The organism is Marivita sp., assembly GCF_022763305.1.
Taxonomy (GTDB): domain Bacteria; phylum Pseudomonadota; class Alphaproteobacteria; order Rhodobacterales; family Rhodobacteraceae; genus Marivita.
Map to the genome: position 1 here is coordinate 1 of NZ_JALEGT010000026.1, position 22039 is coordinate 22039.

At 60.3% G+C, this 22039-nt stretch carries 17 protein-coding genes and 1 tRNA gene; 3 read left to right on the forward strand and 15 right to left on the reverse strand.

Translation table 11 applies throughout. From position 1 onward, the window contains the following. The 4 genes from MRY75_RS04765 to rpsL all read right to left on the reverse strand — a co-directional run. Nucleotides 1–97: GTP-binding protein (locus tag MRY75_RS04765; RefSeq protein WP_292306015.1), on the reverse strand; the 97-nt coding region annotated here is incomplete at its 3' end. 86 nt (nt 98–183) lie between these two features. Further along, nucleotides 184–2307, reverse strand: a complete 2124-nt coding sequence (gene fusA, locus MRY75_RS04770) for an elongation factor G (protein ID WP_292306006.1) — start codon at nt 2305–2307, stop codon at nt 184–186. Between the two features lie 15 nt (nt 2308–2322). Beyond that, nucleotides 2323–2793: a 30S ribosomal protein S7 gene (rpsG, locus tag MRY75_RS04775; RefSeq protein ID WP_085628843.1), complete on the reverse strand. Its 471-nt coding sequence runs from the start codon at nt 2791–2793 to the stop codon at nt 2323–2325. Between the two features lie 12 nt (nt 2794–2805). Next, the gene (gene rpsL, locus MRY75_RS04780) at nt 2806–3177 is read right to left on the reverse strand and encodes a 30S ribosomal protein S12 (protein ID WP_054000841.1); all 372 of its coding nucleotides are present in this window, start codon (nt 3175–3177) and stop codon (nt 2806–2808) included. Nucleotides 3178–3549: 372 nt separating this feature from the next. Here rpsL and MRY75_RS04785 point away from each other — a divergent pair, with 372 nt between their 5' ends. Next, entirely contained in the window at nt 3550–4389 is an 840-nt protein-coding gene (locus MRY75_RS04785) for a putative rhamnosyl transferase (RefSeq protein ID WP_292306007.1), read from the forward strand. On the opposite strand, the gene MRY75_RS04790 is transcribed toward MRY75_RS04785, so the two are convergent. Next, nucleotides 4322–5224, reverse strand: a complete 903-nt coding sequence (locus tag MRY75_RS04790) for a DMT family transporter (protein WP_292306016.1) — start codon at nt 5222–5224, stop codon at nt 4322–4324. The genes MRY75_RS04785 and MRY75_RS04790 overlap by 68 nt on opposite strands. A gap of 177 nt (nt 5225–5401) precedes the next feature. Here MRY75_RS04790 and MRY75_RS04795 point away from each other — a divergent pair, with 177 nt between their 5' ends. Further along, complete coding sequence (locus MRY75_RS04795; protein ID WP_292306017.1) at nt 5402–6739, forward strand: MATE family efflux transporter; 1338 nt, start codon at nt 5402–5404, stop codon at nt 6737–6739. Nucleotides 6740–6780: 41 nt separating this feature from the next. Here MRY75_RS04795 and MRY75_RS04800 read toward each other — a convergent pair whose 3' ends face one another. The 9 genes from MRY75_RS04800 to secE form a co-directional block, all read right to left on the reverse strand. Next, nucleotides 6781–8001, reverse strand: coding sequence for a PQQ-dependent sugar dehydrogenase (locus MRY75_RS04800; protein WP_292306008.1), 1221 nt, complete (start codon nt 7999–8001; stop codon nt 6781–6783). A gap of 130 nt (nt 8002–8131) precedes the next feature. Continuing rightward, a complete protein-coding gene (rpoC, locus tag MRY75_RS04805) occupies nt 8132–12379 on the reverse strand; it encodes a DNA-directed RNA polymerase subunit beta' (protein ID WP_292306009.1) in 4248 nt (1415 codons plus the stop codon). 70 nt (nt 12380–12449) lie between these two features. Continuing rightward, nucleotides 12450–16586, reverse strand: coding sequence for a DNA-directed RNA polymerase subunit beta (gene rpoB / locus MRY75_RS04810; protein ID WP_292306010.1), 4137 nt, complete (start codon nt 16584–16586; stop codon nt 12450–12452). Nucleotides 16587–16867: 281 nt separating this feature from the next. Continuing rightward, nucleotides 16868–17251 (reverse strand): 50S ribosomal protein L7/L12, encoded by a 384-nt coding sequence (gene rplL, locus MRY75_RS04815; protein ID WP_292270275.1) that lies wholly within the window; start codon nt 17249–17251, stop codon nt 16868–16870. A 66-nt stretch (nt 17252–17317) separates the two neighbouring features. Further along, nucleotides 17318–17830 carry a 50S ribosomal protein L10 gene (gene rplJ, locus MRY75_RS04820; protein WP_292306011.1) on the reverse strand — a complete coding sequence of 171 codons (513 nt, stop codon included), beginning with the start codon at nt 17828–17830 and terminating at the stop codon, nt 17318–17320. 466 nt (nt 17831–18296) lie between these two features. Beyond that, nucleotides 18297–18995, reverse strand: coding sequence for a 50S ribosomal protein L1 (gene rplA / locus MRY75_RS04825; RefSeq protein ID WP_292306012.1), 699 nt, complete (start codon nt 18993–18995; stop codon nt 18297–18299). Between the two features lies 1 nt (nt 18996). Continuing rightward, nucleotides 18997–19446, reverse strand: coding sequence for a 50S ribosomal protein L11 (gene rplK / locus MRY75_RS04830; RefSeq protein ID WP_292306013.1), 450 nt, complete (start codon nt 19444–19446; stop codon nt 18997–18999). Between the two features lie 128 nt (nt 19447–19574). Continuing rightward, nucleotides 19575–20108 carry a transcription termination/antitermination protein NusG gene (nusG, locus tag MRY75_RS04835; protein ID WP_292306018.1) on the reverse strand — a complete coding sequence of 178 codons (534 nt, stop codon included), beginning with the start codon at nt 20106–20108 and terminating at the stop codon, nt 19575–19577. 180 nt (nt 20109–20288) lie between these two features. Continuing rightward, nucleotides 20289–20486, reverse strand: a complete 198-nt coding sequence (gene secE / locus MRY75_RS04840; RefSeq protein ID WP_072780229.1) for a preprotein translocase subunit SecE — start codon at nt 20484–20486, stop codon at nt 20289–20291. Between the two features lie 306 nt (nt 20487–20792). Here secE and MRY75_RS04845 point away from each other — a divergent pair, with 306 nt between their 5' ends. Next, entirely contained in the window at nt 20793–21371 is a 579-nt protein-coding gene (locus MRY75_RS04845) for a hypothetical protein (protein WP_292306014.1), read from the forward strand. A gap of 111 nt (nt 21372–21482) precedes the next feature. On the opposite strand, the gene MRY75_RS04850 is transcribed toward MRY75_RS04845, so the two are convergent. Beyond that, a tRNA-Trp gene (locus MRY75_RS04850) sits at nt 21483–21558 on the reverse strand. Nucleotides 21559–22039 lie beyond the last annotated feature (481 nt).

Here is a 22039-nt window from a genome sequence, read left to right on the forward strand (position 1 = left end):
TGATCGCCGCCGTCAGCGTCGTCTTGCCGTGGTCAACGTGACCGATCGTGCCAATGTTGCAGTGCGGCTTGCCGCGCTCAAACTTTTCCTTGCCCATTGCAAAGCTCCTTTTTTCTCACGGTGCGTGCACAGCACACACCCTACAGTGGTTGGTAGGGTGCGTGGTTTCCCACGCACCGCGGTTTATGCGTATTTCGACTGGATCTCTTCAGAGATGTTCTGCGGAACCGGATCGTAGTGATCGAACAGCATCGTGAACTGCGCGCGGCCCGAGGACATGGAGCGCAGCGTGTTGATGTAGCCGAACATGTTGGCCAGCGGCACCATGGCATTGATCGCAACGGCGTTGCCGCGCGGCTCCTGCCCGGTCACCTGACCCCGGCGGGATGTCAGGTCGCCGATGATACCACCGGTGTAATCTTCCGGCGTCACGACTTCGACCTTCATGATCGGTTCGAGAAGCTTCGCACCGGCTTTCCGCATGCCTTCACGCATACACATCCGTGCCGCGATTTCGAACGCGAGAACGCTGGAGTCCACGTCGTGGAACTTACCGTCGATCAGGGCGACCTTGAAGTCGATGACCGGGAAGCCTGCCAGCGGACCGGAGTCCATGACCGACTTGATGCCCTTTTCAACACCCGGGACATATTCCTTCGGAACGGCACCACCAACGATGCGGCTCTCGAACGAATAGCCTTCACCCGGCTCGGTCGGCGAAATGATCAGCTTCACTTCGGCGAACTGACCGGAACCACCCGACTGTTTCTTGTGGGTGTATGTATGCTCGACCTCGTGACCGATGGTCTCGCGATAGGCCACCTGCGGCGCACCGATGTTAGCTTCGACCTTGAATTCACGCTTCAGACGGTCGACGAGGATGTCGAGGTGAAGTTCGCCCATGCCCTTCATGATGGTCTGACCGGACTCGAGGTCGGTTTCGACGCGGAAGGACGGATCTTCTGCCGCCAGACGTGCGAGGCCCTGGGACATCTTTTCCTGGTCGCCTTTGGTCTTCGGCTCGACCGCGATCTCGATCACCGGATCCGGGAACGTCATCGTTTCCAGAACCACCGGATCGGCCTTGTCGCACAGCGTGTCACCAGTCGTGGTGTTCTTCAGACCACCCAGAGCGATGATGTCGCCAGCAAACGCTTCGGTGATTTCGTCGCGGTTGTTGGAGTGCATCATCATCATACGGCCAACGCGCTCACCATGACCTTTGGTCGAGTTGAGCATCGCGTCACCCTTGGCAAGCTTGCCCGAGTAGATGCGCACGAAGGTCAGCGAGCCGACGAACGGGTCGTTCATGATTTTGAACGCGAGACCGGCAAACGGCATGTTGTCATCCGCGCGGCGCGGGATGTTGCGCGTTTCGGTTTCGTCACCCGGCTTGAAGCCCATGTAATCAACAACGTCGAGCGGGCTCGGCAGGTAGTCGATCACGGCGTTGAGCAGCGGCTGAACACCTTTGTTCTTGAACGCGGAACCGCCCAGAACCGGCACGAAGTGCAGCGCCAGCGTACCCTTGCGGAGCAGCTTGCGCAGCGTGTCGGCATCCGGCTCTTCGCCTTCGAGATACATCATCATCGCGTCGTCGTCTTCTTCGACGGCCGCTTCGATCATCTTGCCGCGCCATTCGTCGGCCTGGTCCTTGAGGCTGTCGCGGATCGGCTGCTTGACCCAGGACGCGCCCAGATCTTCGCCTTTCCAGACCCACTCTTCCATCGTGACGAGGTCGATCAGGCCTTCCAGCTCGTTCTCGGCACCGATCGGCAGAGCCACGGGAACGGCACGCGCACCGGTGCGGTCTTCAATCATGCGAACACAGTTGAAGAAGTCGGCACCGATCTTGTCCATCTTGTTGACGAACACGATGCGCGGAACCTTGTACCGGTCAGCCTGACGCCACACGGTTTCGGTCTGCGGTTCAACACCTGCGTTGGCGTCGAGAACACAGACTGCACCGTCGAGAACCGCCAGCGAACGCTCGACTTCGATGGTGAAGTCCACGTGGCCGGGGGTGTCGATGATGTTCATGCGGAACTTGGTGTCCGACGTACCGTCAGCGGTCGGCTCTTCCTGACGCTGCCAGAACGTGGTAGTTGCAGCGGACGTGATCGTGATGCCACGTTCCTGCTCCTGCTCCATCCAGTCCATGGTTGCAGCACCGTCGTGCACTTCGCCGATGTTGTGCGATTTACCGGTGTAGAACAGGATGCGCTCGGAGCAGGTGGTTTTGCCTGCATCGATATGCGCCATGATCCCGAAGTTCCGGTAGCGCTCAAGAGGATACTCGCGTGCCATTGTATGCGGCTCCTATTACCAGCGGTAGTGGCTGAACGCTTTGTTCGCGTCGGCCATCTTGTGAGTGTCTTCACGCTTCTTCACAGCCGAACCACGGGAGTTCACGGCATCCAGAAGTTCAGCGGCAAGACGCTCTTCCATGGTGTTTTCGTTGCGGGCGCGGCTTGCGTTGATCAACCAGCGGATCGCCAGCGCTTCACGGCGCTCGGGACGCACTTCGACGGGCACCTGGTAGGTCGCACCACCAACCCGGCGGGAGCGAACTTCGACCGACGGCTTGATGTTGTCCAACGCCTCGTGGAAGATTTCCACCGGCGCGCGCTTTACCTTGCCTTCGACGCGATCGAGCGCGCTGTAGACGATGCGTTCCGCGACCGACTTCTTACCGTCGATCATCAGGTTGTTCATGAACTTTGTCAGAACCCGATCACCATACTTGGCGTCGGGAAGGACTTCGCGCTTTTCTGCGGCGTGACGACGAGACATCTGTAATTCCTCTTACTTCGGACGCTTCGCGCCATATTTCGAACGGCGCTGTTTCCGGTCCTTGACGCCCTGGGTATCCAGAACACCACGCAGGATGTGATAGCGGACACCGGGAAGGTCTTTCACACGGCCGCCACGGATCAGAACCACCGAGTGCTCCTGAAGGTTGTGGCTTTCGCCCGGAATGTAGCTGATGACTTCATATCCGTTGGTCAGACGCACCTTGGCCACTTTCCGCATAGCCGAGTTCGGCTTCTTCGGAGTGGTCGTGTAGACGCGTGTGCAGACGCCCCGCTTCTGCGGGCACTGCTCGAGGTGCTGCGACTTCGAGCGCTTGATTTTCGGCTGCCGCGGCTTGCGGATCAGCTGTTGGATCGTTGGCATTCCGGTTCTTTCCCCGTGTAGCTCACATATGTGGTGCACGAGGCCATCCCCGTGCGGGTTTCGCATTCAAGTACCGCGCGTCCGCGACACCGATTAAAGTCCCGTCTTTCCTTACGGAACGACGCAAAAGACCGCATCCGCCTCCCCTTTTCGGAAGCGATACGGTGGATTTCCAGAGGATCGGGGCATACGCCCGGATCTTGACCGCTCCAGTTCTGCAAATCGACACATGGGCATGCGCCCTGCCGAATTAGACGCGCGTATATGGAGAGTCGGATAGCTTGTCAACAGCACCCCGGCGCTTGTGTGCGCCACGTTGCCAAGGCACAGTCGTCATACACGATGAGCAGTCGAAACACAGGGGCAATCGTCATGCAGACCATCGTTTTGTGTCGGTTTTCCTACCCTGCCGAGGGTGGGTTTCAGGTCGAACATGCCACGATCGACGAACGGCGTACCTATCTCTATGCGCCCGACCGCATGGAACGGCGCTTGGCGCTCTTCGAACATCTGTGCCTGCCTGGCCTGATGGCACAGACCGATCCGGATTTCGACTTTGTCGTCCTCGTGGGCACGTGCCTGCCCGACCGGTACCTGGCGCGGCTTCAAACTCTGCTCTCCGGTCTCCCACAGGCGCGCATCATCGCCCGAGACCCGGCCCCACATCGCCAGATCTGCCAGTCCGTGCTGAATGCAGCGCGCAAACACATTAACCAGCCCTGCCTGCAGGTGCGTCATGATGACGACGATGCGCTCGCGGTCGATTTCATCGCCCGTCTGCGCAAGGCAGCCGCCGATTGCGAAGCGCTGATCTTGGCCAACAAACTGGTGGGATTCGATTGGAACCGGGGCTACACGCTCTGCCCGTCCGACCTGCACCCCTTCGAGATCACCGAGACCGTCAACCCCTATCTGGGGGTCGCACAGGCAATGGCGGTCCAAGGTGGCGTGCGTCAGAGCCTGATGAACTTCGCCCATTCCCGCATCAATCGCTTCATGCCGACCGTCACCTTCACCGACATGCCGATGTATCTGCGCGCGCATCACGCCAGCAACGATTCCCGCCAGAAAACCAAGGTGGACCGACCGGACTTCCACGCCCCCACAGTAGAAGAGATCGAGGTGCTGAACAGGCGCTTTGCCCTTACGGCTGACGCGGTAGAATCGGCTTTCGCGCCCGCCGTTTCAAATGTGCCTCGCGCAGCAGGCTGAACACCCCCGTCGCCACGATAATCGCCGCCCCGATCAGCGTCAGCGGCTCCGGCCATTCGCCGAACACCAAAAAGCCAAGGATCAACGCCCAGACCAGCCCGGTATAGCGGAACGGTGCCACGAAACTCACCTCGCCCACGCGCATCACCATCACGCTGCACAGATAGGCGCAGATGATGAAGCTGGTCGCCATCAGCACCAGCATCGTCAGGCGCGGTGTCATCGCGACCCACTCCTGTTCAATGGACCAGAGCCCGGCAAAGACCGTCACGATGACCGACGAGAACACCGTCACCGTCAATGACGGCACCGCCTTGGACACCCGTCGCGTCACAAGATCCCGAACCGTCACAGCAGCCACGGCACACAGCGCATAGACCGATGCCGAGGTGAACCCTTCCGTGCCCGGCCGCACGATCAGCAACATGCCGACAAAGCCGATGATGATCGCGGTCCAGCGCCGCCAGCCCACTGCCTCGCGGAACACCAGGGCGCCTCCGAGGGTCACGGTCAATGGCAGCATCTGCAACAGCGCCGTCACATTCGCCAGAGGCATCGCCAGAAGCGCAGTCAGAAAGAAATACGCCGCCGCCGCCTCGGCCAATCCGCGCGCAAGGATCAGGATCCAGTCCTGCGCCGGCAATCGCAGGTTCAAGCCCTTGAAATACAGCGCCATTGCGATCAACGCCGCCGACGCAAGAACACCCCGGATCACCAGGAGCTGCGACAGGGGAAGATCGCCCCCGGTCGCCTTGATCGACGCGTCCCCAAAGGTGAACGCCGCCATTGCGACACACATGAGAAGCGCGCCGCGCATATTGTCCGAAAGGTTCATCATACCGCGTCGATTATCAGGCCGCCTCGACTGCCTCCATGCCAAAAGCGACATGCGATAGGTCTTTGGCATTCAGCGCCATCCGGTGTATCGCAGACCCGGGGCCTTCTGCGCCCGACCTTAGCGACAGGACTTTCCGTGGCCCTAGTCCCGAATGACGATCTGACCACCGGGCCGATGCTGACCCATTACCGGAACCTGGCCATCCCGGCGGCACTCGGGATGCTGTTCTCGACACTCTACAACGTCGTCGATGTCTACTATGCCGGTCAGCTTTCAACCGAGGCACAGGCCGGGCTGGCCATCGGGTATCAGGCATTCTTCATAATGATGTCCGTAGGGTTCGGTCTGAGCTCGGCGCTGAGCGCATTGGTCTCGAACGCCAAGGGCGAAAAGAACACCAAGGCCAGCCGCAGCCTTGCCGCGCAGGGTCTCAGCTTTGGTGTTATTGCAACCGCGCTGCTGATGGTCGGCGGCTGGTTCGCAGGTCCGCACCTGATTGCGCTGGTGTCGGAACCGGGCGGTTATCGGGATGCCGCCCTAGGGTATTTCCGCCTGCTCATCCTCGCCCTGCCCGGCTTTCTGCTGGCCTATGGCGGCAACGGTATCCTTCAGGCGCATGGCGATACCAGGTCGATGCAACGCGCGATGATGGTCGCGTTCTTCGCCAATATCGGCCTCAATCCGCTGATGATGTACGGAATTCCCGGTATCTGGGGCGGGATGGGGTTCAACGGGATCGCCGCGGCCACCGTGATCAGCCAGACCGGCGTGATGCTGTTCATCCTGTCCCGCGTGTTCAACCTGAGCCTGATGGAGCGCGTCAAACGCGCCGAATTCGTGCCTGACCCGGCGTGTTTCAAGGCGATTGTCGAACAGATGCTGCCCGCGACCACCGCGCTGGTGGTGATGTTCGTGTCGGGCTTCGTCGTGCAATTCGCGCTCAAGGGGTTCGGAGAAGATGCCATCGCCGCCTATGGCGTGGCGTTGCGGGTGGAACAGATCCTGTTGTTGCCGGTGCTGGGCATGACCAGCGCGCTGCTGCCCATTGCCGGGCAGAATTACGGCGCCCGCGATTATGACCGCGTGCGCGATGCGGTGTTCTTCTGCTGGAAGCTCGGGTTTGGCCTGTCCGTGATCGCCATGCCACTGCTGTGGTTTGGCGGTCATTACTTCATGCGGCCCTTCACCTCGGACCCGGACGTGATCGAGATCGGAGCAAGCTACCTGCTGGTCGACGGGTTCCTGTTCCCCGTCTACATGATGCTCTTTTCGATCAACTCGCTGCTCCAGGCGCTCAAACGACCGATCTACACACTCTGGATCAGCATCTATCGCCAGGGATTCGGCGTCGCGTTTTTCATCTGGGTGTTCATCACACTTCTCGGGTTCGACGTCTGGGGCGTCTGGCTTGGCATCGCGACCGCCGTTTCGACGGGCTGGGTCATGGCCTTGATCGTGGCCATCCGGGTGTCGCAAACCGCGATGGGCGGTTTGCGCCCCGCCGCAGCCTAGGAAAAAGCGGGGCACGATCTGCGCCCCGCTGTGGTTCGGCTTTACGAATCCAAACTGCTCAAGGTGACGTGGATCAGCTCGCCATTCTCGTAATCGGTGGCAAGGATCAGGCTGCCATCGCTCAACACCTCGATGTCGCGAACGCGGCCATAATCGGTGAGCAGCCGCTCCTCTGCGATGACGCGGTCGCCGTCCCACTCGAGCCGCACGATCCCCGGCGCCACAAGGCCCGCAACGAGGCTGTCACCCTCCCATTCCGAGAACAGCGCGCCTTCGTAGAACACCATGTCACCCGGCGCGATCACCGGATCCCAGTAGTAGGCCGGTTCCGCCATACCTTCGGCCTGTGCCTTGCCTGTCCCGATGTCGTCGCCGTCATAACGCACGCCATAGGACACGACCGGCCAGCCATAGTTCAGGCCCGGCTGGGGGATATTGATCTCGTCACCACCTGCAGGGCCGTGCTCGACGGTGAAGAGTTGATCGCCCCGCATCGCGGCACCTTGCACGTTGCGATGGCCGTAGGACCAGATGCTGGGCTCCGCACCGTCCTGATCCACGAACGGATTGTCCTCGGGGATCGACCCGTCAAGCCTCACGCGCACAACCTTGCCATAGGTATTGTCGAGGCCTTGGGCCTTGTCGCGTTCTTCATCGGTAAAGTGTTCGCCGGTTGTGATGAACGCATGTCCAGCCCCGTCAAATACGATCCGGCTGCCATAATGCATTGCGGCAGGCGATGGTGGGGTCTGGACAAAGGTGTCCTCGACCTCGGTCAGTTCCGTCAGGTCTTCCGACAGAATGCCCCGCGCCGCTGCCGTGACGGACATCCCGTCGCCCATGCCTTTGGAATAGGTGAAATAGATCATGCGATCTTCGGCAAAACCCGGTCCGACTTTCACATCCAGAAGACCTGCCTGAGTGCTGTTTCCCGCGGATTGGTTGAAAATCTCCGGCAGTCCGGCAATCGGCTCAGAGACTTCGCCGTCCAATGTCACATGCACCAGTCGCCCCGGCCGTTCCGTCACGAGGAGGCCCGCGCCATCCGGCAGTTCCGCCACCGCCCAAGGATGCTCCAGACCGTCGGTCAGGCTTCGATCATCAAGGGACAGATCAGACGAGACAAGCTCGGCACGGGTCTGATTGTCAAATGCAGGTTCGAAATTCGCGTTCTTGTCCCCCCAGTCGTGGGTCTGCTGCGCGGCCAAAGGTGTCGCCAATAGAGCCACGAGGGCGGTCGTCGTTGTCATTGAACGGGTCATGAAACTCTCCTTTTCGCTGTTGACGGGTCAACGTGCGATCAGAGCTTCCGTTCCTGTCCTAACGGGGAGTTCAAACAAAAACCCCCGCGACCAGCGCGGGGGTTTTTTATCATTTGGTAAAAACCGTGATTTATTCGCGGCTTTCCGGCGTGTCGACGATGATGGTGTCGAACTCGTCGCCACCCACCACGTCGTTCGAGCTGTCCGGCGCAGCCAGAGCAGCAGCGGCCTCGGCCTCCTCGCGGCGGGCTTCGATCACGACATTGTCGCGTTCCTGCGCGATGCGACGGACCTTCTGCGTCGCCCCACCGGTGCCGGCCGGGATCAGACGACCCACGATCACGTTCTCTTTCAGGCCAACAAGCTTGTCCTTCTTGCCCTGAACCGACGCTTCGGTCAGCACGCGTGTGGTTTCCTGGAACGACGCTGCCGAGATGAAGCTGCGGGTCTGCAGCGACGCCTTGGTGATGCCCAGCAGGATCGGTTCGCCCTGTGCCGGACGGCCACCCTTCTTCTCGGCCTTCTCGTTGGCAAGGTCGAACTCGGCCTTGTCCACGTGCTCACCCTTGAGAAGCGTGGTGTCCCCACTGTCGAGGATTTCCCACTTCTGCAGCATCTGGCGCACGATCACTTCGACATGCTTGTCGTTGATCTTCACACCCTGCAGGCGATAGACGTCCTGAACCTCGTCGATCATGTAGTTCGCCAGCGCTTCGACACCCATGATGGACAGGATGTCATGCGGCGCGGGGTTGCCGTCCATGATGTAATCGCCCTTTTGGACGAAATCGCCTTCGACGACGGGGATGTGCTTGCCCTTGGGCACCATGTATTCCACGGGCTCGAGAGTATCATCCGCCGGTTCGATGGTGATGCGACGCTTGTTTTTGTAGTCCTTGCCGAAGCGGACATAGCCGTCGATTTCCGCGATGATGGCGTGGTCCTTGGGGCGACGTGCCTCGAAGAGTTCGGCCACACGCGGCAGACCACCGGTGATGTCCTTGGTCTTGGCGCCTTCGCGCGGAATACGTGCAACCACGTCCCCGGCTTTGACATCCTGACCGTCTTCGACCGACAGAATGGCGTCGACCGACATCGGATAGGTGATCGGGTTGCCCGCATCGTTGCGCAGCGGCTCACCGTCTTCACCCATCAGGATGATTTCCGGCTTGAGTTCGTTGCCGCGCGGGGCGGCCCGCCAGTCGATCACTATCTTCTGGGTCATGCCCGTCGCATCGTCGGTCTCGTCGCGCACGGCCACACCGGCGGTGAGGTCCACGTGCTTGGCGATACCGTCCTTCTCGGCGATGATCGGCAGGGTATAGGGGTCCCACTCGAACAGCTTGTCGCCGCGCTTGACCATGGTGCCTTCCTTGACGAAGATCTTGGTACCATAGCCCAGCTTGTGGCTGGCCCGTTCGACGCCATGCTCGTCCATGATCCGCAGCTTCATGTTGCGGCCTATGACCAGGGTTTCGCCAACCGAGTTCTCCAGCGTCGAGGCGTTGTCGAATTCGACCTTGCCTTCCTGGCTGGCTTCCTGGAACGACTGCTGACCACCTTGCGCAACACCACCGATGTGGAACGTCCGCATCGTCAGCTGCGTGCCCGGTTCACCAATCGACTGCGCCGCGATGATACCCACGGCTTCGCCCGTGTTGACCATCGTACCGCGTGCCAGGTCACGACCATAGCACATAGCGCAGACGCCCTCTTCGGCCTCACAGGTCAGCGGCGACCGGATGCGCATGGAGGCGACACCGGCATCTTCAATGGCATCGGACATGCGTTCGTCGATCAACTGACCGGCGCGGACGATGATTTCGTCTGTCCCCGGCTTGAGAACGTCATCGGCGGACACACGTCCCAGAATGCGCTCGGCCAGAGATGCGACGACCTCACCATCGTTGACGGCCGCCTGAGCGGTGATCGCGCGGTCGGTGCCGCAATCGTGCATCCGCACGATGCAGTCCTGCGCCACGTCCACCAGACGACGGGTCAGGTAACCCGAGTTCGCTGTCTTCAGAGCGGTGTCCGACAGACCCTTGCGGGCGCCGTGGGTCGAGTTGAAGTACTCAAGAACGGTCAGACCTTCCTTGAAGTTCGAGATGATCGGCGTCTCGATGATGTCGCCGTTCGGCTTGGCCATCAGGCCGCGCATCCCGCCAAGCTGCTTCATCTGCGTGACCGAGCCACGGGCACCAGAGTGGGCCATCATGTAGACCGAGTTCGGTTCCATTTCGGCACCGGCCTCGTCGGTCTTGGCCGCCGAGATGGTGGACATCATGGCCTCGGTGACCTTGTCGTTACACTTCGACCAGGCATCGACCACCTTGTTGTACTTTTCGCCCTGGGTGATCAGGCCGTCCATGTACTGCTGTTCGAAATCCTTCACCTGCTCGCGGGTTTCTTCCACGATCGGCCACTTTGACTCCGGGATCACCATGTCGTCCTTGCCAAAGGAAATCCCGGCCTTGAACGCTTCCTTGAAGCCCATCGACATGATCTGGTCACAGAAGATGACCGACTCTTTCTGGCCGCAATAGCGGTAGACGGTGTCGATGACCTTCTGCACGTCCTTCTTGCGCAGCAGCGTGTTGACCAGATCGAAGGGGGCCTTCGCGTTCAGCGGCAGCAATGCGCCCAGACGCACGCGACCCGGCGTGGTTTCGTACCGCTTGGTGATCTCGTTGCCTTCGTCGTCGATCTGCTTGATCCGGCATTCGATCTTGGCATGCAGGTGCACTTCACCCGCATTGAGCGCGTGCTCGACCTCTTCGATCGAGGCGAACTTCATGCCCTCGCCCTTCATGCCGGCGCGCATGATCGAGGTGTAGTAGAGACCCAAGATCATGTCCTGCGACGGAACGATGATTGGCGCGCCGTTGGCGGGCGACAGAACGTTGTTTGTCGACATCATCAGTACACGGGCTTCAAGCTGGGCTTCCAGCGACAACGGCACGTGAACCGCCATCTGGTCGCCGTCGAAGTCGGCGTTGAAGGCCGAACAGACCAGCGGGTGAAGCTGGATCGCCTTGCCTTCGATCAGCACGGGCTCGAACGCCTGAATGCCCAGACGGTGCAGCGTCGGCGCTCGGTTGAGCAGAACCGGGTGCTCGCGGATGACCTCGTCAAGAATATCCCAAACCTCGGGACGCTCTTTCTCGACCAGCTTCTTCGCCTGTTTGACGGTCGAGGAGAGACCCTTCGCTTCAAGACGCGAATAGATGAACGGCTTGAACAGCTCGAGCGCCATCTTCTTGGGCAGACCGCACTGGTGCAGCTTGAGTTCAGGGCCGGTCACGATAACCGAACGACCCGAGAAGTCGACGCGCTTGCCCAAAAGGTTCTGGCGGAAGCGGCCCTGCTTGCCCTTGAGCATATCGGACAGCGACTTGAGCGGACGCTTGTTGGCACCGGTGATGACCCGGCCACGACGGCCATTGTCGAACAGAGCATCGACGGATTCCTGCAGCATCCGCTTTTCGTTGCGGACGATGATGTCCGGCGCGCGCAGTTCGATCAGACGCTTCAGACGGTTGTTCCGGTTGATCACGCGACGATAGAGGTCGTTGAGGTCGGACGTGGCGAAACGGCCACCATCCAGCGGCACCAGCGGACGCAGTTCCGGCGGGATCACGGGGATCACGGTCAAAACCATCCATTCCGGGCGGTTGCCGGATTCAAGGAAGCTCTCAACCACCTTGAGGCGCTTGATAATCTTCTTCGGCTTCAGTTCGCCGGTCGCTTCCTTGAGGTCTGCGCGCAACTGATCTGCCTCGGCTTCGAGGTCGATATTGGCCAGCATCTCGCGGATGGCTTCGGCACCGATATTCGCGGTGAACGCATCAACGCCGTAAACGTCCTGCGCGTCCATGAACTCTTCTTCGGTCATCAACTGGCCGTAGGTCAGGTCGGTCAGACCCGGCTCGATCACCACGTAGTTTTCGAAATAGAGGATGCGTTCCAGATCGCGCAGCGTCATGTCCAGCATCAGGCCGATGCGCGACGGCAGCGACTTGAGGAACCAGATATGGGCGCAGGGCGCGGCCAGTTCGATATGGCCCATCCGCTCGCGACGGACCTTCTGCAGCGTGACTTCCACACCGCATTTTTCGCAGACAACGCCGCGATACTTCATGCGCTTGTATTTGCCGCACAGACATTCGTAGTCCTTGATCGGGCCAAAGATACGCGCGCAGAACAGGCCGTCACGCTCGGGCTTGAACGTGCGGTAGTTGATGGTTTCGGGCTTCTTGATCTCACCGAAGGACCACGACAGGATCCGTTCGGGCGACGCGAGCGAGACCTTGATCTCGTCGAACACCTTGGGCGGCGTGACGGGGTTGAACGGGTTGTTGGTCAGTTCCTGGTTCATTTTCAAATCCTTGAATTGGGGGGAGGCGCAGGTCGGACAAGGCTGTCCGACCTACCGATGAGCGTTGGCGTTACTCATCTTCCTCCGCATCCAGGAGTTCCATATTCAGGCCGAGGCCGCGCACTTCCTTGACGAGAACGTTAAAGCTCTCGGGAATGCCCGCTTCGAAATTGTCCTCGCCCTTGACGATGCTTTCATAGACCTTGGTCCGGCCCGCCACGTCGTCCGACTTCACGGTGAGCATTTCCTGCAGGGTGTAGGCAGCGCCGTAAGCTTCCAGAGCCCAGACCTCCATCTCCCCGAAGCGCTGACCACCGAACTGTGCCTTACCACCCAGCGGCTGCTGGGTCACAAGGCTGTACGGCCCTGTGGAACGCGCGTGGATCTTGTCGTCGACAAGGTGGTGCAACTTGAGCAGGTACTTCACACCCACGGTCACGGTGCGTGCGAACTGCTCGCCTGTGCGACCGTCGAACAGCACCGACTGACCCGAGGTGTCGAACCCGGCCCGCTTGAGCGCGTCGTTCACGTCGGCCTCTTTCGCGCCGTCAAAGACCGGCGTTGCGATCGGCACACCATGGGTGACGTTGCTGGCGGCGGTGACAAGCTGCGCTTCGTCCATGTCCTTGATGCCTTCTTCGTAGACATCATCTCCATAGGCGATCCGCATCGCTTCGCGCACCGGGGTCAGGTCGCCGGAGCGACGGTAGTCCTGCAGCGCTTCGTCGATCTTGATGCCCAGACCGCGCGCGGCCCAGCCCATATGGGTTTCAAGAATCTGACCGACGTTCATACGCGACGGCACGCCCAGCGGGTTGAGACAGAAATCGACCGGGGTCCCATCAGCGAGGAAAGGCATGTCCTCGATCGGCACCACTTTCGAAATCACACCCTTGTTGCCGTGACGACCGGCCATCTTGTCGCCCGGCTGCAGCTTGCGCTTCACCGCGACGAACACCTTGACCATCTTCATCACGCCCGGGGGCAGATCGTCGCCACGACGGACCTTTTCGACCTTGTCCTCGAAACGGGCATCCAGGGCACGCTTCTGCGCCTCGTATTGCTCGTTCAGGGCTTCCATGATCTTGGCGTCGTCTTCGTCTTCCAGCGCCAACTGCCACCACTGACCACGGGTCAGGCTGTCCAGCAGTTCTTCGGTGATCTGGCTGTTCGACTTGATGCCTTTCGGGCCTTTGACGGCCATCTTGCCCAGGATCAGGTCCTTAAGACGCGCGTAGATGTTGCGATCCAGAATGGCCAGCTCGTCGTCCCGGTCACGGGCCAGACGTTCGACTTCCTCACGCTCGATCTGCAGCGCACGTTCGTCTTTCTCGACGCCGTGACGGTTGAAGACCCGCACTTCCACAACGGTGCCGAAATCACCCGGCTTTACCCGCAGCGAAGTATCCCGCACGTCCGACGCCTTCTCACCAAAGATCGCGCGGAGAAGTTTCTCTTCCGGCGTCATCGGGCTTTCGCCCTTCGGAGTGATCTTGCCGACCAGAATGTCGCCCGGCTCCACATCGGCACCGATATACACGATGCCCGCCTCGTCGAGGTTGCGCAGCGCTTCTTCACCGACGTTCGGAATGTCGCGGGTGATCTCTTCCGGCCCAAGCTTGGTGTCGCGGGCGGCGACTTCGAATTCCTCGATATGGATCGAGGTGAAAACGTCGTCCCGTGCGATCCGCTCGGAGATGAGGATCGAGTCTTCGTAGTTGTAGCCGTTCCAAGGCATGAAGGCGACGACCACGTTCTTACCCAAGGCCAGTTCGCCCAGATCGGTCGACGGACCGTCCGCGATAACCTCGCCCTTGCCCACGGTGTCACCCACATTCACCAGCGGACGCTGGTTGATACAGGTGTTCTGGTTCGACCGCTGGAACTTGCGCAGACGGTAGATGTCCACACCCGCGTCGCCCAGTTCGAGGTCTTCGGTCGCCCGGATCACGATACGCGTTGCATCGACCTGGTCGATCACACCGGCGCGGCGGGCCATGATGGCAGCCCCCGAGTCGCGTGCAACCACACCTTCGATGCCCGTACCAACAAGCGGCGCTTCGGACCGGAGGGTCGGAACCGCCTGACGCTGCATGTTCGAACCCATGAGGGCGCGGTTCGCGTCGTCGTTTTCAAGGAACGGAATGAGCGAGGCCGCAACCGACACAAGCTGCTTCGGCGACACGTCGATCAGATCGACGGATTCATTCGGAGCCAGCGTATATTCCCCCGACTGGCGGGTGTTGACGAACTCGTTCACGAACTTGCCGTTCGGGTCCAGCGTCGCGTTGGCCTGGGCCACGGTGTGACGCTGTTCCTCGGTCGCGGACATGTAGACCACGTCGTCGGTCACATGGCCGTCCTTGACCTTGCGATAGGGCGTTTCGATGAAGCCGTACTTGTTCACGCGGGCAAACGTCGCGAGGCTGTTGATCAGACCGATGTTCGGACCTTCCGGCGTTTCAATCGGGCACATCCGGCCGTAATGCGTGGCGTGAACGTCGCGCACCTCGAAGCCTGCGCGTTCGCGGGTCAGACCACCCGGCCCAAGCGCCGACAGACGCCGCTTGTGCGTCACTTCGGACAGCGGGTTGGTCTGGTCCATGAACTGCGACAGCTGCGAAGAGCCGAAGAATTCACGCACGGCGGCAGCCGCCGGTTTCGCGTTGATCAGGTCCTGCGGCATGACCGTGTCGATCTCGACCGACGACATGCGTTCCTTGATCGCGCGCTCCATGCGGAGCAGACCGACGCGGTACTGGTTTTCCATCAATTCGCCGACCGAGCGCACCCGGCGGTTGCCAAGGTGGTCGATGTCGTCGATGTCACCCTTGCCGTCACGCAGCTCTACCAGTGCCTTGACGCAGGCCACGATGTCCTCGCGGTCGAGCGTGCGCTGGCTGTCCGGCTTGTCGAGCGCCAGACGCATGTTCATCTTCACGCGGCCAACAGCCGACAGGTCATAGCGTTCGCTGTCGAAGAACAGCGTGTCGAACAGCGCCGACGCCGCGTCGACGGTCGGCGGCTCACCCGGGCGCATGACGCGATAGATGTCCATGAGCGCGGTTTCGCGGTTCATGTTCTTGTCGTTCGCCATGGTGTTGCGCATGTACGGGCCGACGGTGATGTTGTCGATGTCGAGCACCGGGATCTCGGTGATGCCCGCATCGAGCAGCTCTTTCAGGCTGCCACCGCTGACGGCGCCGTCCTTGTCGACGGTCCAGGTCAGCTCGTCCCCGGCTTCGACATAGATCGCGCCGGTTTCCTCGTTGATGATGTCCTTGGCAACGAACTTGCCCACGATCTGCTCGAACGGCAGCAGAAGGTCCGTGATCTTGCCTTCGTCGATGATCTTCTTGACCGCGCGGGGCGTGATCTTCTTGCCGGCCTCGGCAAAGACTTCACCGGTGGCGGCATCGACGAGGTCATAGGTCGGACGGGTCCCGCGCACGCGCTCGGGAAAGAACTTGGTCTCCCAGCCTTCGCCCTTGCGCAGGGAATAGGTCACCGTGTTGTAATAGGCATCCATGATGCCTTCCTGATCGAGACCCAACGCATAGAGCAGCGTCGTCACCGGCAGTTTGCGGCGACGGTCGATGCGCGCGAACACAAGGTCCTTGGCGTCGAATTCGAAATCGAGCCACGACCCGCGATAGGGAATGATGCGGCAGGCGAAGAGCAGCTTGCCCGAGCTGTGCGTCTTGCCTTTGTCATGGTCGAAAAACACGCCCGGCGAGCGGTGCATCTGGGACACGATCACGCGCTCGGTGCCGTTGACCACGAAGGTGCCGTTCGGTGTCATCAGGGGCATGTCGCCCATGAAAACGTCCTGTTCCTTGATGTCCTTGACCGACTTGGCCCCGGTGTCTTCGTCGACATCGAACACGATCAGACGCAGCTTGACCTTGAGCGGCGCGCTGTAGGTCATGTCGCGCTGCTGGCATTCCTCAACGTCGTATTTCGGCTTCTCCAGCTCGTAGCTGACGAATTCCAGCACGCTGGTTTCGTTGAAGTCCTTGATCGGGAAAACCGACTGAAAGACACCCTTGATGCCTTCGCCGTCAAGCGGCTGCGGCTGGTCGCCGGATTTCAGGAAGAGGTCGTAGGAGGATTTCTGAACCTCGATGAGGTTCGGCATCTCCAGAACCTCGCGGATTTTTCCGTAGTATTTACGAAGACGTTTCTGGCCAAGATAGCTTTGCGCCATGGTCGATATCACCTTTTCATTCTCAGCTGAGCATCGCGCCGTCGGGCCCCGGCGGTCTGCCCAATAGAGAGGACACCATCCTGATCAATTCCCGGCACACGTCCCACCGCGCGCCTCCCGATCCTTGGATCCTGCCTAAGAAAACCCCTTTTGTGCGGAAGGGCCTTTCTAAGACGGGAGCGGCTGGGCATGGAAATCCCCATGCCCAGCCTTGCTTGGGTGCTCGTCGATCCCTGCCGGGCTCTTCTCGCGAAGAGGGCCCGACAGGGACCGATAAGCGATTACTTGAGCTCGACTTCGGCGCCAGCTGCTTCCAGCTTGGCTTTGATGTCTTCTGCTTCCGCTTTGGAAACCTGCTCTTTGACAGCCTTGCCGCCTGCTTCGACGAGGTCCTTGGCTTCTTTCAGGCCCAGACCGGTGATGCCGCGGACTTCCTTGATCACGTTGATTTTGGAGGCGCCAGCCGACTTCAGGATGACGTCAAATTCGGTCTGCTCTTCAGCAGCCGCGCCGCCGGCGTCGCCGCCAACCGGACCCGCCATCATGACCGCGCCACCGGCTGCGGGCTCGATGCCGTACTCGTCCTTGAGGATTGTTTTCAGTTCTTGTGCTTCAAGCAGCGTCAGACCAACGATCTCTTCTGCCAGTTTTTTCAGATCAGCCATTGTGACTTTCCTATCTAAATGTGTTCCAACGTCGAGGTTTCGACCCCGCGAAGATTCCCAGATGCCTTACGCCGCTTTCTCTTCGATGGTCGAGAGAATGGACGCGATGTTCGATGCAGGTGCGCCAATTGCGCCAGCGATGTTGGACGCCGGTGCGCCGATGCAGCCCACGATGGAAGCGATAAGCTCCTCGCGCGACGGCATTTTCGACACGGCTTCAACGCCGGCCCGGTCAAGCGCGGTCTCGCCCATGGCGCCGCCAAGGATTTCGAACTTCTTGTTCTCCTTGGCGAAGTCCTCGACCACTTTGGCGGCTGCCACAGGGTCTTCGGAATAGGTGAGAACCGTCATGCCCGTCAGGAAGTCAGCAATGCTTGCGCAGGGCTTTCCATCAAGGGCAATCTTGGCCAGACGGTTTTTGGCGACACGTACGGAGCTGCCAGCGGCGCGTGCGCGCCCCCGCAGATCCTGCATCTCGGCAACTGTGAGACCTTCGTAGTGGGCTACCACAACGACGCCAGAGCTTTCGAAGATCTGGCCGAGTTCTTCGACCACTTTCTCTTTTTGGGCTCTATCCACAGGTGTACTCCAGTTTGGGGGGCGGACCCCCCGGCTCAGTAAAACCGGATCGCTCCGGCGGTTTTGGTCCGCTTGATGTGCGGTCCCAAACCCGCCCAGCGCTCAACGGGTGAGCCTTGGCATGTCGGTCTGTTCCCGCCTCGGGCAGGATTTATTGCGGCATATGCCTCAACCCACCGTCTCGGACGTAATGCAAAAGACCGCGGGACGAATCGCGCGGTCTCAGGCAGGAGTGGGGATAGTACGTCAAGCGGGATTTGCCAAGCCCTCGCGCCTGCAAATCTGTGCCGGATTTCGAATTTCTCGTCATGCAAAGTTACCACAGCCGCGAGACATCGCAAACGCCATATTTTCGGGCAGAGCGGTGCGTCCTGCCATTCTCGGACAAGAGCCTGCCGCGAAAACAGCCGAAAACGAAAAACGGCGCCCCGGAGAGCGCCGTTTTCACAGTATCTTTCTGTCCGCCTTACTGAGCGGCGGCGTCGTCCACCGAAATCGACACGCCCGGACCCATGGTCGAAGACAGCGCGATCTTCTTCATGTAGGTGCCCTTGGCCCCGGTCGGCTTGGCCTTGGCAACCGCGTCGACGAATGCCTTGACGTTCTCGACCAGCTTGGCGTCGTCAAACGAGATCTTGCCGATCCCGGCATGAATGACACCGGCCTTTTCTGCCTTGAACTGAACCTGACCGCCCTTCGCCGCTTCCACGGCTTCCTTGACGTCCATGGTCACGGTGCCGACCTTCGGGTTCGGCATCAGGTTGCGCGGGCCAAGCACCTTACCCAGACGGCCGACGATCGGCATCATATCCGGGGTCGCAATGCAGCGGTCGAAGTCGATCGTTCCGCCTTGGATGGTTTCCATCAGGTCTTCTGCGCCGACGATATCCGCACCGGCCGCTTTGGCTTCGTCAGCCTTGGGGCCACGGGCGAACACGGCGACGCGCACGGTCTTGCCGGTGCCGTTCGGCAGGCCGACAACGCCGCGAACCATCTGGTCGGCGTGACGCGGGTCAACACCCAGGTTCATTGCGATTTCCAGTGTCTCATCGAACTTCGCGTTTGCATTGCTCTTGATCAGGGCAACGGCCTCGGCAACCGACAGGTTTTCCTTGCCGGCAAAGGCCTCACGGGCGGCACGGGTGCGTTTTCCAAGCTTGGCCATCTTACTTCACCTCGATGCCCATGGACTTCGCGGAGCCCAGGATAATCTGCATTGCACCTTCAATGTCGTTGGCATTGAGGTCTTTCATCTTGGCTTCCGCGATCTCACGCACCTGCGCAACGGTCACGGTTGCGATGGTCTCGCGGCCGGGCTTCTCGGCACCGCGCGGACGGTTCCGCTTGCCGACCGGCTTCAGACCAGCGGCCTTCTTCAGATAATAAGACGCGGGCGGCGTCTTGATATTCATCGTGAAGGACTTGTCCTGGTAGTAATGGATCTCGGTCGGGCACGGAGCGCCCTCTTCCATGTCCTGCGTCTTGGCGTTGAACGCCTTGCAGAATTCCATGATGTTGATGCCGCGCTGACCCAGCGCAGGGCCCACGGGCGGGCTCGGGTTGGCTTTGCCTGCAGGGATCTGCAGCTTCATCTTGCCAGCAAGTTTCTTGGCCATCTGGCCTCTCCTTTTCCAACGACCGCAGGGCGCGCCCCTTGGTCACTCATGTTGTGTGGTCAGGTCCGGACATCGCGACGCCCTCGCCTCCCACTCTCTTGCGGCAGGTCGCCCTGCCTGCACGCGGATCACGATTGCTTCGTGACCTGCGTGAATTCCAGTTCGACCGGGGTCTCCCGGCCAAAGATCACAACCGACAACTTCAGGCGCTGGTTGTCGTCGTCGACTTCCTCGATCATGCCATCGAAATCCTCGAACGGACCGTCGTTGACCTTGACCTTCTCGCCCACCTCGAAATGGATGAGCGTGCGCGGCGTTTCCTCACCTTCGGCCACACGGCCCAGGATCGCCTGCACTTCGGCATCGCGCATCGGCATCGGACGACCCTGCGGACCAAGAAACCCGGTTACGCGGTTGATCGAATTGATCAGGTGGTAACCCTGATCCGACATCTCCATCCGAACCAGCACGTAGCCCGGCATGAAGCGGCGCTCTGCCGTCACTTTCTTGCCGCGACGGATTTCGATCACTTCCTCGGTCGGCACCAGAACTTCTTCGATCTGGTCCTGAAGGCCCTGTTCTTCGACTGCCTGAAGGATCTGCTCTGCGATTTTCTTCTCGAAATTCGACAGAACACTGACCGAGTACCACCGCTTCGCCATCTGGTCGCAAACCTTCTTATCCATGCGGCTAAGACGCCGTCTGTTGTTTTGTGGCCGACGCGCCAGCGCGCCCGCTTCGGAACAAAAAATCGGCGTGCAACTCGAATCGATGCACGCCTCATTCCGTCTTGGGTGGTCAGTTACCGCCTTAGCCCGCCCTTTTCAAGAGCAGACCCGTTCTTACCCGAAGAGGTTCAGCAACCCCTGAAGCCCGCTGCGGATCAACAGGTCCACCAATGCAAAGAACACAGCCGTCAACGCCGCCATGATGAACACCATCACCGTGGTCAGAAGAACCTCGCGCCGGGTCGGCCACACGATCTTCGCCACCTCAGCCCGAACCTGCTGAATGAACTGAAGGGGATTGGTCGTTGCCATGACGAATGTCTCGCTTTGTCTGTGTGCTTGAGTGCACTTAGCGAAGACGCTGCACGAATTCAAGCGAAGCGCGCCCGGTTAAGGCCATGCGTCGCGTGCAGGTTTCAGCCCCATTCAAGAGGAACGCGCGTATCGCAGCACGTCCCGATTGGTTCCCAAGACGCCTCTCACAAAGATGTGTCAGGATTTCCAACGGCTTGCCGGAACGATCACGGGCCGCACCTGTTGTCCCCCCAGAGCCGGCGGCACAGCACGCCGCCCGCACTGAACAAGACGATTGGTACAACGAAGAGAAAGGATTTCACCATGAAACGCATGATGATTGCCACAGCCCTCGCAACCACAATCGGCACCGCCGGTCTGGCCGCAACCGAAGCGCAGATCCGTGAGGTGCAAAACTTTGATCAGAGCATCGACACGTCGGGTCTGACCGATGCGCAATACGACATTGCCTATGGCATCGTGACGTCCGGCGATTCCGTCAGCGAAAAATCCGCAAAACTGCTCGCCCTGACGACCAAGGGTGAAGTTGATCAGTCGATGGCGATGATCAGCGAAGCCGAGATGGACCGTCTGATGCGCTACGCTCCGGAAGCAGATCTGGGTACCGCAAGCCAGGCACAGGTCGAGATGGCCTTGGCCGCAAGCTACAGCGGTGACTCGTTCTCCGAAACCTCGCTGCGCGTCCAGAGCATTCTTGACGGTAACGACGAAACCACACGGATCGTCGTGGGAGAAAGTGTTGCAGACCTTCTGCGCCGCTATGCTCCGGAGGCCGATCTCACCAGTCTGACGGCGGATGAACTGGCCATCGCGATGAGCTATATCAACAGCGACATGACACGGACTGAAACAGCCGATCGCATTCAGACACTGCTGAACTAAAGGCCGCACCACGTGCAGTCAGGGCCGTCCCGAAAGGGGCGGCCTTTTTCATGCGCGGTTGCACGTCGCGCAGGATAGCCTGACGGTACGTTTGCCTGACTGTCGGAAGGATGGCAGGGGCAGCAGGGTTCGAACCCGCGACCTACGGTTTTGGAGACCGTCGCTCTACCAGCTGAGCTATACCCCTAAGGCCGAGAAGACGCGTATTCCAAGGTCTGAGCGAAATCAAGGGCCAGAACACCAAAGCTTCGACAAAAAATCCGACCCGCGATATATCCGGTCGGGACGCAAAGCGCCGCATCTCTTCCCGGATCGTCCGCGCGATGCCAAGCGTAGGGCACCCGGCCAGACCTGGGCCCGGCGCTCTTCTTGGCCAACCCTGCCCTCGCGCTCTGTTCGGGACGCCTACCTCGTCCTGTCAGGCATGTCGCCGCGGGCGGTAGACTCGCAACAACATCCCCGCGCAGTGCTAACAGAGCCGTCGCACACCGTCGCGACCCGGTGATCCCGTTGAAACAATGGCGCTTTTCTTGGCCGTCACGTTTTCTTGATACGTCATGGGACATGCCGATTTCCGTGCATCCCGTCACGCGTCGGTGTGAAATCCTGCATCGTTCGCCTGCGCCGAACCCCTGCAAAACCTGATCCGCACCATCCCTGTGCAGCCA